We start from the raw sequence: 13293 nt of genomic DNA on the forward strand, positions 1-13293 counted from the left end.
CTTTTTTAAAGAACAAATTAAGGTCAACCCGAGGGTCAAAAAAACCTTAACAGATAAACTTAAAAGCAAACCTATCTGTTAAGGCTTAGTCGGACTAAAGTCCAACCTACATACAATAAAACAATCTGTGTGAACATCGAATTGAATTCAATTCGACACCTTTACGTAAGGAGGTGATCCAACCCCAGGTTCCCCTAGGGTTACCTTGTTACGACTTCACCCCAGTCATGAAACACAAAGTGGTAATCGCCCTCCCGAAGGTTAGACTAACTACTTCTTTTGCATCCCACTCCCATGGTGTGACGGGCGGTGTGTACAAGGCCCGGGAACGTATTCACCGCAGTATGCTGACCTGCGATTACTAGCGATTCCGACTTCATGGAGTCGAGTTGCAGACTCCAATCCGGACTACGACAGACTTTAAGGGCTCCGCTCCACATCACTGTCTCGCATCCCTCTGTATCTGCCATTGTAGCACGTGTGTAGCCCTACACGTAAGGGCCATGATGACTTGACGTCGTCCCCACCTTCCTCCGGTTTGTCACCGGCAGTCTCCTTAAAGTGCCCAACCAAATGCTGGCAACTAAGGACAAGGGTTGCGCTCGTTGCGGGACTTAACCCAACATCTCACGACACGAGCTGACGACAGCCATGCAGCACCTGTGTCAGAGTTCCCGAAGGCACCTATCCATCTCTGGAAAGTTCTCTGCATGTCAAGTGTAGGTAAGGTTCTTCGCGTTGCATCGAATTAAACCACATGCTCCACCGCTTGTGCGGGCCCCCGTCAATTCATTTGAGTTTTAACCTTGCGGCCGTACTCCCCAGGCGGTCTACTTAGCGCGTTAGCTTCGCTACACACAGAAATGAATCCGCATACAGCTAGTAGACAGCGTTTACGGCGTGGACTACCAGGGTATCTAATCCTGTTCGCTACCCACGCTTTCGCACATGAGCGTCAGTTTTTGGCCAGAGAGCCGCCTTCGCCACTGATGTTCCTCCAGATATCTACGCATTTCACCGCTACACCTGGAATTCCACTCTCCTCTCCAAAACTCTAGCTATACAGTTCCAAATGACTCTCCCAGGTTAAGCCCGGGGCTTTCACATCTGGCTTATATAGCCGCCTGCGTGCGCTTTACGCCCAGTAATTCCGATTAACGCTCGCACCCTCCGTATTACCGCGGCTGCTGGCACGGAGTTAGCCGGTGCTTCTTCTGTGAGTAACGTCACAGCTAAAGGGTATTAACCTTCAACCTTTCCTCCTCACTGAAAGTGCTTTACAACCCGAAGGCCTTCTTCACACACGCGGCATGGCTGCATCAGGGTTTCCCCCATTGTGCAATATTCCCCACTGCTGCCTCCCGTAGGAGTCTGGGCCGTGTCTCAGTCCCAGTGTGGCTGATCTTCCTCTCAGAACAGCTAGAGATCGTCGCCTTGGTGAGCCTTTACCTCACCAACAAGCTAATCTCGCTTAGGTTCATCCCAGGGCGAGAGCCGAAGCCCTCTTTGGTCCGTAGACGTTATGCGGTATTAGCCATCGTTTCCAATGGTTGTCCCCCACCCCGGGGCAGATCCCTAAGTATTACTCACCCGTCCGCCACTCGTCAGCGATAGCAAGCTATCCTGTTACCGTTCGACTTGCATGTGTTAGGCCTGCCGCCAGCGTTCAATCTGAGCCATGATCAAACTCTTCAATTAAAATCGAAAATATAAATTTTTTGGGTCGACATCAAAATCAATCGATGCCCACACAGATTGTCTTATTGCTGATTGTTAAAGAACGTTGCTAACTTGTTTTTGTTAGCTGCCTGAGTCTCTCCTCAAGCGGGATGCGCATTCTACACTTCCCGTTTGGCTTGTCAACATTTTATTTGAGTTTATTTTTTCAAGTAACTTGTTGTAGCCCGCTTACTTAAAGGCCCGTAGAGTTTTCACTCAATTCGGTTTTAGACTTTAAGAAGCCGCTTCGAAAGATTGTCTCCCCAAGCGAGGCGCGCATTCTACAGACATGATTTACACCGTCAATACTTTATTTCAAATAATTGACAATTTTGTTTTGAATGCTCAGTTTTTACACTAAACGAGCAAATAAGCATCCGAAACAGTCAAAAAACACTGTCCACTGCACAAACTGAGTTTCATAAAACTACTATTAAAGACGCAGAATAAAGTCAGCTACTATTGTTATATATAAGCACCGCTCTGAGTTTCTGCTTCCTATACATAAACATAGGATTGTGTTTAGTCAGATATTGGTTACTATTGTTTATGGGTTTTTGATGTTTACACAACATTAACACTAAAAAGTCAAACACCCTGACACATTACAATAATTATAGTTAAAGGATATCTCATGCCATTTTTCTTACCAAGCCTGGCAATTGGCGCAATTGTCGGTGTTGCAGGCTACTTATTATTAGATTTCGATCTGCTTTCCATCAACTCCCCAATCGCTTTTCTATTAGGTGCTGTAGTTACAGCATTAATACTGGCCTTTATGCCAAATGCCTCAACAGGCGATCAGGAAGATGATGAAACTGATTCTGAAGTTGCAACGCTTTACGTCGGTAATCTGCCTTATCGCGTCAACGAACAAACAGTGAAAGATTATTTTGACAAGGTTACCAATGTAAATTCGGTTCGCCTGCTCAGAGATCGCAAAACAGGGAAAAGAAAGGGTTTCGGCTTCGTTGAAATTCCTGCCAGGGACGTAGATAAAGTTGTTAACAAGCTCAATGACAGTGAATTTGAGGATCGCACTCTTAAAGTAAGGATTGCCAAAGACCGCAACGAAAAAGAAGAATAACCAGTTGGTTAGTCGTTAGACAATGTGTGAAAAGCGCCACTTGGCGCTTTTCTTTATTCTACAACTTTATTTTCACTATCCGGGGCTGTTTTAGACTCACTGCCTGGCAAGCCGCTTAACAACCGCTGATTGAACTCCTGAAAACGATTAAAGGCCTCCAGTAATTCCGGCGTTTTAATATTTTCAACTTCACTGATGAGTCCATTGACCAATTCATCGAATGTATTGCGTTGACCGAATAACCGATCATTGGTGTCTAGCGAATCCAGTAAATTGTCCAGGTACTCTGAGATTGTCTTAATCGCAGGCTTAGCAGACTGATTATCTTCGTCTTTGTAATTTGACACCTGCTCATAACGCTGCACTGTTTCGATCTTTTCAGTGCGTGACAATTCTAGTGCAAACCCGGCAATCTGAGAGTCCTCTAAGCCAATTTCACTGGCCTGATTAAATGCCTTTTGAATATCCCCATTAAAGAACTCATCCACAAGGCCAGATGTCTGTTCGACAAAAGCCGCGATATCTTCCATCTCTTCGGCGCTCAGCTCGCCTTTTACAGAGAAACTAAAACGTTCAGCCTGAATAAATTCATAGGATTGTTGAGCAGCAACGGTGAGTTGTCCTGATTCAACGTCTTCGCCATCTCGCTTTTCAGCTTGTTGTTTGACAAAAACTTCTTGTTGCGCCTGGAAGCGTTGAATAGTTTCAAAGGAAATCTGAACTTCATCGCCATCACGCGTAGTTAAAGTTAACTCACTGCTATCCTGTTGTTCAGCCTTTACACTTTGCTGCGCACTAACAGCATCGGTCTCTTCCTTCCCAAAATACTCCTCGCGTAATTCATCCAAACCTTTAGTTATGGCTTTGAGGCTATTAGAGATCCCTTCGTCCAGCTCTTCATTCATGAATGCAGATAAATCTTTGCGAGCCTGAGAGATACCTTTTTCCACTCCTTTGCGAGCCTGTTGGAACATCTCTTCTAGCTTCTCATCATCAGCGCCATTTTGTTTCGCCAATTTCAGCGCCCCGCCGATAAAGTTCAATACATTTTCGGCTACTTCTTCAAAATCAAAGGGCTTATTCTGCGACTTTGGTTTTAATCCAGCCAGCAATTCCTGCTGTCCTGAAAAAACCACTGATTGATCAAAGCTGGTCTGCAAGATACGCGCAGCAGCCACGGACTTGGCATTACTACTCAATGAAACCTGCTCGGCCGCCAATTCCTTTAGAGCCTGATTTTCTCCCGCTATAGCTGGCTTATCAGGCGTTACCTTTTTATTTTCCACTGCGGTCTTTTCAGAACCAGTGGATTTGATATCACCTAAGTTCATGACACTATCCTCATTTAACCTCATCCTTGTTATCGGCTTACCCTGCATAGATTTTAGTCGCTAATTAAAAGAAAGGCACCTGTATACCCAAACCACCTCAAGATACTGTTTCAGAGCTAGCATCTTGAGGTGATTTGGGTATAGAGGTGTTCAGGGTAAAAATATGGTAGTATGCGCGGCTATTTGATTTTCATTAATAAATTTCCGGCGACAACTTTCTATGCAACATATACCCAGTGATCCCGATATCTATCAGTCACAACTTGCTGAAAAGCAAAGCAGGCTGGCAGAGCTGTTTAATCCTTATTTCAACGGAGAACTGGCAGTTTTCGCCTCACCATTGCAGCACTACCGTTCCAGAGCAGAGTTTCGCGTTTGGCATGAAGGCGATGATCTATTCCACATAATGTTCAACCAGGATACTAAGGAAAAGTATCGAGTCGATCAGTTTCCGGTGGCGATAGAAACCATTAATGAGCTGATGACATTGCTGCTCAGCCACATCCGGGGCAACAGCATACTCAGACATAGGCTTTTTCAAATCGACTATTTGAGTGGTTTGAGCGGAGAAACAGTCATTTCATTGTTGTATCACCGCCAGTTAGATGAAACCTGGGAAACCGAAATAGCGAAGTTAAAACAAACAATCGCAACAACACATAAGGTTAATTTCGTTGGTCGAGCCAAAAAGCAAAAACTGATAAAAGACCAGGATTTCATAACTGAGTCTTTAAAGGTATTCGATCGCGAATATCAGTTTATGCATGTAGAAAACAGCTTTACCCAGCCCAACCCCTACGTAAATCAATCCATGATTGAGTGGTGTATCGAAAACACCCGCGATAAAAAAGACGGTGATCTTTTGGAATTCTATTGCGGGGCTGGCAACTTCTCCATACCTTTGGCGCAAAATTTTCGAAAGGTAGTCGGTACTGAAATATCCAGGACTTCGGTGGCCGCAGCAAATCACAATATAAAGCTAAATCAGGTGGATAATGTTTTTATTGCGCGCATGTCCAGTGAGGAATTCACTCAGTATTATCATACCGGGGAAAGCAAAAAACGTCTTGAAGGCGCGGGGCTGGAGAACCTGGAAATTTCCACCATATTGGTGGACCCTCCGCGGGCCGGGATCGATAATGATACACTTGAGTTGATTCGTGCTTATGAAGAAATCATTTACATATCCTGCAACCCGGATACCCTCATTGACAATGTCAAAACCCTAAGCAACAGCCATGACGTTGTGAAACTGGCTCTGTTTGACCAGTTTCCCTATACCCATCACATAGAGTCTGGGGTTATATTGAAAAGAAAATAGCGTACAAATGTGCGCTATTTAATGGTGTTTTAACTATTCACTGTGATCTGAGCGGGCAAAACGCAATGCCCCGATAGCGATAAAGCGCAGTTGCTTTTCCACTCTTTTTGCTAAATATAATTTCTGTTCAGCACTGGCATCGATAGCGTCCGCACCAGCGCTGAACACGATACGTACCATAGCTTCTGCCTGCAATCCCGACATTTCGCGACTCATTTTTGTAGTAGCGACGGTATAATCCGTTAACTCTTCAACAAAATGGGCAATTTCTCTTTGCACTGCCGCCCGAAATGCCTGAGACGTGCCGGTATGTTCGCGCAACAAGAGTCTAAATACATTGCTGTTTGCCGAAACATATTCCATGAAGGTGGCGACAGAGGTCTGAATGACACTTCCTCCGGACTCGATGCGAATTCGCGCCTGACGCATTAATTGCCTTAACGCCAAGCCAGCCTCATCAACCAGAGTCAAGCCTAACTCGTCGATATCGGTAAAATGTCGATAGAATGATGTCGGGGCAATTCCCGCCTTGCGCGCTACCTCCCGCAAACTGATACTGGAAAGTCCTCGTTGCTCATCCATAATAGAAAACGCAGCATCAATTATTGCCCTGCGAGTTTTTAGTTTTTGTTCCTTGCGATTCAAACGACTTCCTCAGGTTAGAAAGGTGTAATGTTCAGGTTGCCAATATTAATTGAAGACACTAAAATTAGCGAACACTTGTAAGCTTAAATTTGAATATGACTAAACCACCTCTGATTCTCGTAAACGTATTATTTTTTATCATTACCGCTTCTGTGGCAATTTTTGTAGTGCCTGTTGAGGCGTATTTTAACAGTTTTGACTGGAAAGAGGTGACTGCCTGTATCGCTTTAATCTGGATGTCAGGCATGTCCATTACCGCGGGTTATCACCGCCTTTGGTCTCACAAAGCTTACGAGGCTCACACCCTTGTTAAAGTATTTTATGCTATCTTCGGAGCAATGGCGGTTCAGCGCAGTATTTTGCATTGGTGTTCAGATCACCGCATCCACCACAGACACGTAGATGACAATGAAAAGGATCCCTACTCAGCCAAAAAAGGCTTTTGGTTCTCTCATCTTGGATGGATGTTAAGGGACTATAAAACCAACCCTTTTGAAGATTATGCCAATTGTCGAGATCTGCAAAAAGACAAAGTAGTCATGTGGCAACACAATAACTATGGCAAGATTTCCCTGGCTGCCAACATTGGTATTCCGGCATTTTTAGGCTGGTTAAATGGGGATGTGTTAGGCATGTTGCTGCTGGCAGGTGTGCTACGGTTGGTGGTTGTTCACCATGTTACATTCTTCATTAACTCGTTAGCACACCTTTGGGGAAGACAACCTTACACGGACCAAAACACCGCCAAAGACAATGATATTTTAGCCTTTTTTACCTTTGGTGAGGGCTACCATAATTTTCACCATATTTTCGAATATGATTACCGCAATGGCATTCGTTGGTGGCAGTTTGATCCCACCAAATGGTTAATCAAAGGCTTATCCTGGTTTAAATTAACCTATAACCTGAGACGCTGTCCGGAAGAGCGCATTGAAAAAGCCCGACTTGCAATGCAATTGCGCTATGCAACGCAAAAAACGCTGAGTTTGTCTCCTCCTAACAAAGATGAAATATTGGGCAAGTTGCAAGCTGAGTACGACGCACTAATGCTGAAAATGACGGAATTCTATCAGGCTCGTAAAACTTTTATGGACCTGAAAAAACAAGCGTTAATTCAGTCTTATGAAGGCCTGGAGATTCGCTATAAGTACAAAGAACTAAAAGCATCATTAGAAGTGCAAAAAAATAAATGGCTGGATCTAAGCCGAATGCCACTTCAGTATGCCTGATTCCCCTGCGGGCCGTTGCACAAACGGCCCATCCTTAGCTATGATTGTTGATAAGCGCTTGAATTGGAGACAAAAATGGCTAAGCGAGCAAGTCGTAAGAGAGTACCCACCAAACCCAAATATCAATTTGATGCCATAGTCATAGGGACAGGCCCGGGCGGCGAAGGTGTCGCAATGCAACTCGCCAAAGCGGGTAAAAAAGTGGCAGTAATCGAAAAACACGAAATGGTGGGCGGCGGCTGCACTCACTGGGGTACCATTCCATCTAAAGCGCTCAGGCACTCCGTTAGTCGTTTGATCGAATTCAACAGTAACCCCTTATACAATGACAGTGAAAAAGCTCATCACCTGACTTTTGAACAAATTCTCAGTCATGCCACTTCTGTGATACGCAAACAAACTCAATTGCGCAGAGGCTTTTACGAACGCAATCGGGTAACTGTATTGCATGGCGAAGCGTCCTTTATCGATCAACACACAATTAAAATAAATCACGACGATGGCTCTGTTGAAACACTGACCGCAGAGCAGTTTGCTATTGCAACAGGTTCGCGCCCTTACACCCCTGAGGATGTCGACTTCAATCACCCACGAATCTATAACAGCGACACTATTCTTTCTTTAAACCACGATCCCAACAGCATCATTATTTATGGTGCGGGGGTTATTGGTACCGAGTACGCCAGTATTTTCCGGGGCATGAATGTCAAAGTGGATCTAGTGAATATGCGGGAACGGTTATTGTCATTTCTGGATGCAGAAATCTCTGATGCCATCAGTTACCACCTGTGGAACAGCGGAATAGTGATTCGCCACAATGAACAATACGAAGCGATTGAAGGCAGAGAAGACGGCGTAGTTTTACATTTGCAATCGGGTAAAAAGATGAAAGCGGATTGTCTCTTGTTCGCCAATGGCAGAACGGGTAACACCGACATGCTAAATCTTGAAGCTGTGGGACTGAAAGCTGATGGCAGAGGGCAGCTCAGTGTTGATGCAAACTATAAAACCGAGATTGATAATATCTATGCAGTGGGCGATGTTATCGGGTATCCAAGCCTGGCGTCTGCTGCCTACAATCAGGGCCGATTTGCTGGTGAGGCCATGTTAAAAGGTGAGAGTCACCTGACATTGGTGGAAGACATTCCGACCGGCATCTATACGATCCCCGAAATATCATCAGTAGGAAAAACAGAACAAGAGCTTACTGCACAAAAAGTCCCCTATGAGGTGGGCAGAGCGCAGTTTAAACATTTGGCCAGAGCACAGATAGCTCACAGTCTGGTTGGTGGTTTAAAAATTATCTTTCACAGGGAAACAAAAGAAGTGTTAGGAATACACTGCTTTGGAGAGAGAGCTTCGGAAATTGTGCACATTGGACAAGCAATTATGCAGCAGGGAGGTAGTGCCAACAATATCGAATACTTTGTTAACACTACCTTTAACTACCCCACAATGGCTGAAGCCTATCGGGTAGCTGCGATAAACGGATTAAACCGACTTTTCACCTAATGGTTTTTCGGTCTGCTCTGTCTGCTGCACCAGAGCACCGCTGGCTTTATCATCGTCATGGGCGATGATATGGATCTCCATTAATTCTGGATAGAACTGCATGGTAGCCATTGCGTTGCCGCCCAGCTCTCCCATTTCAGAATGAAAACTCATCTGAAAATCTTTAAACTGGACATTGCTTTCAATTGTCTGAGACAAGCAATCTGCATTAAGAGTTAATTCTTTAGATTCAACACATTTAAACAGATTGTTTTTGTTCGGCTCAGTCTCGGCAAATGACAATGTACTAACGAAACTTAATGCTACAATAAGCATGGATTTGCGCATCTTTACCTCCGGATAAGTGCCAATCTGACTATAAGACTACCATAACACATTATTAATGTAACCGTTTTTGATTATATTCTTTTTTCATATGATTATCTTAAAACAGAGCATAAGTGAATGTAACCTGTGTCAGGCTGACCTTCCTTATCCGCCTAAACCGATATTTCAGTTCGATGCCGAGGCGAAATTAATTGTCATCGGACAGGCCCCCGGCAAACAAGCTCACGACACAGGCGCGCCCTGGAATGACAAGTCTGGAGAGCGTTTGAGGGACTGGTTGGGGATATCTAACAATTTGTTTTACAACGAAAAATTTATCGCTTTAGTACCAATGGGATTCTGTTTTCCCGGGAAAGGAAAAAGTGGAGATTTACCTCCGAGAAAAGAGTGCGCACCAAAATGGCATCCCCTTTTACTTTCGTCTTTTTCCAACCAGGTACCACGATTATTAGTTGGCAGTTATGCACAAAACTATTACCTGAAGGATAGTCGTTCATTGACAGAGCGCTGCATAAACTGGCGGGATTATGGGGACAATACCCTGCCATTACCGCATCCTTCACCTCGCAATAATATCTGGTTAAAGAAAAACCCCTGGTTTGAAGCAGAGGTTTTACCTGAATATCAGCGTATTGTAAGTTCAATTCTCAGTTAGTGCTAAGGATTGTATTTGGATAAGAACTCAATAAGTTCATCATAAGGCATGGGTTTAGCAAACAAATAGCCCTGCGCTTCATCACAACCCAGGTCCAGCATGTACTTTGCCTGCTCTCTTTTTTCTACGCCTTCAGCAATGGTTTTAAGCCCCAGTTTTTGACCCAGGGTTACAATAGTTTCTGCGATAAAGGCTTGCTTGCCTGGCTCTACTTCTTTAACAAACGCTCGATCCACTTTGAGCCTATCCAATGGTAACTGCTGCAAATAACTCATAGAAGAAAAACCGGTGCCGAAGTCATCAATGGCGATTTGTATGCCATTGCTTTTCAAATCCTTTAATGACTCTACCACTATCTGAGGATCATCCATTACCAGGCTTTCGGTAATCTCCAACTCCAGGTTTCTGGGTTGAATATCCAATCTATCTAAAGTGCTTTTGATTAATGGTACAAATTTAGGGTCGCGAAACTGCGGCATTGAGATATTCACGGCTACCCGCAAATCTTTATACCCCAGAGTCTCCAACTCTTTTAACTTTTCACAGGATTCGAGTAATACCCACTCGCCAATCTCGATAATTAATCCGGAATACTCTGCCAGAGGCACAAAAACCGCAGGAGATACATAGCCTCCTTCTCTGGAAGGCCAGCGCAATAACGCTTCCATCCCCACGACTTTTTCGGTTTTTAGGTCTATTTGAGGCTGGAACCAAACCTGTAACTTACGCTCGGCAAAATCTGCACGCAACTGACGAATCATACCTAGTCGCCAGGTGGTCTTTTCTTCCATCTCAGGGGCGTAACATTCGTAGTTCGTGGTGATATTTTTCTTGGCGCGATTAAGTGCAATATTGGTTTGCTTGAGTAGGTTAATACCGCTGGCAGACTCCAATAGCCGGGTTAATCCAATGGTAATATTTACTGGTAATGTATGATCACCGGCCTTAAATGGCGTAGAGAAAGTCGCGTCGATGGTTTTTGGCGTCACATTAGTGCTGTTACCAATCAGACCAAACACATCGGCACCGATTCTGGCCATCATGCAGGTATCACCAAAACGCTCAATCAGTCTGTCAGCAACCGCGATCAGTAGGTTATTACCCACTTCCTGTCCTAGCCCATCATTAATATCGGAGAAGTGGCTGATGTCGATTAAGGCAATAACTTCGGCATCGAAGTCATTGTCCATGCGATTCAGTTCATCCAGCATGTTGATGAACTCATTGCGATTAGGTAACTTGGTCAGATAATCTCTGAATGCAGCATTGCGCAACTGATGAAACAAATTGACGTTTTCATAGCCTACCGAGACACTGGATAAAAACACTTCCAGCAACTGCTTATCCACGTCACTGATTTCACGTCCTGCCTGAATAAACACTGCAGCTTCGTAGCCAGAACTATCCATGTAAAGGACAGAAAAATCGTCTCCGAAGATGTGATTTTTGTTTTGCAAGCACTGGGTTACATGCATCACAATTTTGTCATTGTGAATGCTCTCTAAGCGCTCGTTGATAAAGGTGGCGAAATCACCGGCCGCCCCAAGAACATAAACACCGTCTTCATCTTTATCCAGCACAGAGCCAGCGCGGGCACACAACACGCCCCCAGCTTCCAGACCAATCAGTGAGCTGATTTGTTCAACTACGCCCTCGCAGAAACCTTTAACCGAATGCTCTTCAAGTAGGTTTGCTGCAGAACCAATGATTTTTTCCAGCCCTTTACGGCTCTGATTGATGGTGAGAATCTGTTGATAGGAACGCAAGGATGCAATGATGGTAGTGACCAGCTTGCTACGGGTCAATTCAGTTTTAGTTTTATAGTCGTTTATGTCATATTCTTTAATGACACTTTCTTCTGGCGCATAGCCGGGCTGCCCGGTTCTTAAAATAATCCGCGGCTCTTCGAGATGCATCTCTTCCCGCATCTTTCTGGCTACCTGCAATCCAGAGTCATCTGACTCCATCACTACATCCAGAAGCAGCACAGCGATTTCATTGCCTCTTTCGCTTAAAAACTTTAACGCTTCTTCACCGGAATAAGCATGATGGAAACACAACCCCTTTCCATTAAGCACCAGGTCGGACAAGGCTAAGCGTGTTACCGAATGAATCTCTTCGTCATCATCCACCACCAGCACGTGCCATACTCCTGACACTCCTGTCGATGCTTCATTTTCAGCTTCTTCTTCATCCAGGAAGATTAACTCATCATTCTCGTAATCAGTAGGACACATCTAATTCTTCACTAAATATTATTATAGTAAGCCTGATTATCTTCAGTGCTCTTGTAAACAAAACTAACAAGAGCACAAGCAGAACTCTGCTTTTTAGATCTTAATGAACTTACCTTAGCCTAAACTTGAAAAAAGAGAAACATCTATCGCAGCTGAAATTGATGATTTCATAGCTTTATCATAAGGATTCATTGCATTTGACAAAGATAAGCGGTACAAAATTCCAATCTGCCCGATATTGAAGCAGAAATGAGAACGCCCCACAGCGAAAACGCCATCTAACAAATCGTATGTAAAAATTATGACGGACATCAGAAGTGTTTCCAGTGGCACACAGACACCGGCATCAACAATAAAAAAAAACGCCTCCGTTTCCAAAGAGGCAAATGAGGTTAGTTCCTCAACTGAGAAAGATCCAAAGCTTGCGCAGCCCGTTACATCCCGTATCAGTAATTGGTTCGCTCAGGCAGGAGTTAGTGGCAAAAAAAGCGATGGATTTGAACGCGATATTCATAAAAAAACGGAACGACGCAGAGTTATCTCAGAGCAGCGAAAACTGCAGAATCTGGAAAACGTCATGGATAAAGCATTGGAATTCTGTCCAGACTCGGAAACCGCCGAGAGTATAGATCCTGACTGGTTTTTTAGCTTCGTGAATATGGCTGAAGATATTTATTCAGCCACCATGCAAGAAATTTGGGGCAAGATATTTGCGGTTGAAGTAAGCACACCGGGCACTTTTTCCATCAGAACCTTACGCACACTGAAGGAACTGACGCAACGTGACGCCAAAATGTTTCAGGCAGCGGTCAGCATGGCATCGCGCAAAAAAGGGGAATACAGTCCTAAAATCCTGTATGGCTATTATCAGAAACCCTCATTTATGCGCTTTCTTAAATTGCACAAAAATCATCAGTTAAACTTAGCGGAATTTGGCTTAGCGTATCCCGATATACTGTCTTTAATGGATGCCGGGCTTATATATAATTCTGAGATAGAATCGGGCGAATTATCCACGCATTCACGGTCCGAGTGGCGCATTGGCAATACGGTTATTCATCTGTCACCAAAGCGCAGCAGTCTGTTTTTGAATTATTACAAATTTACGCCTACTGGTGCGGAGTTGAGTAAACTGGTATTCAGTGACGTTAATCAAAACTATGTGGAGAAGCTGAAAGGCTTTTTATCGACCGACTTTGAGGTGGTTTAAGCTCTTCCTCAGAAGGAGTA

The 13293-nt window shown here is 44.3% G+C and carries 10 protein-coding genes and 1 rRNA gene; 6 read left to right on the forward strand and 5 right to left on the reverse strand.

Annotated elements, in window-relative coordinates:
* Nucleotides 1-166: 166 nt before the first annotated feature.
* Nucleotides 167-1698, reverse strand: a 16S ribosomal RNA gene (locus tag ACXAD8_RS11060).
* Nucleotides 1699-2353: 655 nt separating this feature from the next.
* On the opposite strand from ACXAD8_RS11060, the gene ACXAD8_RS11065 reads away from it, so the two are divergent.
* Complete coding sequence (locus ACXAD8_RS11065) at nt 2354-2806, forward strand: RNA recognition motif domain-containing protein (RefSeq protein ID WP_475228398.1); 453 nt, start codon at nt 2354-2356, stop codon at nt 2804-2806.
* Between the two features lie 53 nt (nt 2807-2859).
* Here ACXAD8_RS11065 and ACXAD8_RS11070 read toward each other — a convergent pair whose 3' ends face one another.
* The gene (locus ACXAD8_RS11070; protein WP_475228401.1) at nt 2860-4137 is read right to left on the reverse strand and encodes a DUF5610 domain-containing protein; all 1278 of its coding nucleotides are present in this window, start codon (nt 4135-4137) and stop codon (nt 2860-2862) included.
* 220 nt (nt 4138-4357) lie between these two features.
* On the opposite strand from ACXAD8_RS11070, the gene trmA reads away from it, so the two are divergent.
* A complete protein-coding gene (gene trmA / locus ACXAD8_RS11075) occupies nt 4358-5458 on the forward strand; it encodes a tRNA (uridine(54)-C5)-methyltransferase TrmA (protein WP_475228403.1) in 1101 nt (366 codons plus the stop codon).
* Nucleotides 5459-5491: 33 nt separating this feature from the next.
* Here trmA and fabR read toward each other — a convergent pair whose 3' ends face one another.
* Nucleotides 5492-6103 (reverse strand): HTH-type transcriptional repressor FabR, encoded by a 612-nt coding sequence (gene fabR / locus ACXAD8_RS11080; RefSeq protein WP_475228406.1) that lies wholly within the window; start codon nt 6101-6103, stop codon nt 5492-5494.
* Between the two features lie 95 nt (nt 6104-6198).
* Between fabR and ACXAD8_RS11085 the strand changes: the two genes are divergently transcribed.
* Together ACXAD8_RS11085 and sthA are read left to right on the forward strand one after the other, a co-directional pair.
* Nucleotides 6199-7332: an acyl-CoA desaturase gene (locus tag ACXAD8_RS11085; RefSeq protein WP_475228408.1), complete on the forward strand. Its 1134-nt coding sequence runs from the start codon at nt 6199-6201 to the stop codon at nt 7330-7332.
* Nucleotides 7333-7407: 75 nt separating this feature from the next.
* Complete coding sequence (gene sthA, locus ACXAD8_RS11090) at nt 7408-8844, forward strand: Si-specific NAD(P)(+) transhydrogenase (protein WP_475228409.1); 1437 nt, start codon at nt 7408-7410, stop codon at nt 8842-8844.
* Here the strand turns inward: sthA and ACXAD8_RS11095 are convergent.
* Complete coding sequence (locus ACXAD8_RS11095) at nt 8824-9171, reverse strand: hypothetical protein (protein ID WP_475228411.1); 348 nt, start codon at nt 9169-9171, stop codon at nt 8824-8826. The two genes, sthA and ACXAD8_RS11095, sit on opposite strands and share 21 nt — an antisense overlap.
* A gap of 88 nt (nt 9172-9259) precedes the next feature.
* Here ACXAD8_RS11095 and ACXAD8_RS11100 point away from each other — a divergent pair, with 88 nt between their 5' ends.
* Nucleotides 9260-9826, forward strand: a complete 567-nt coding sequence (locus ACXAD8_RS11100) for a uracil-DNA glycosylase family protein (protein ID WP_475232941.1) — start codon at nt 9260-9262, stop codon at nt 9824-9826.
* A 2-nt stretch (nt 9827-9828) separates the two neighbouring features.
* Here the strand turns inward: ACXAD8_RS11100 and ACXAD8_RS11105 are convergent, their stop codons facing one another.
* Nucleotides 9829-12063, reverse strand: coding sequence for a bifunctional diguanylate cyclase/phosphodiesterase (locus tag ACXAD8_RS11105; protein ID WP_475228413.1), 2235 nt, complete (start codon nt 12061-12063; stop codon nt 9829-9831).
* Between the two features lie 301 nt (nt 12064-12364).
* On the opposite strand from ACXAD8_RS11105, the gene ACXAD8_RS11110 reads away from it, so the two are divergent.
* Nucleotides 12365-13273: a TIGR03899 family protein gene (locus ACXAD8_RS11110; RefSeq protein ID WP_475228415.1), complete on the forward strand. Its 909-nt coding sequence runs from the start codon at nt 12365-12367 to the stop codon at nt 13271-13273.
* Nucleotides 13274-13293: the final 20 nt, after the last annotated feature.

The sequence above is a fragment of the Planctobacterium sp. AWH2_060 genome (genome assembly GCF_056158425.1).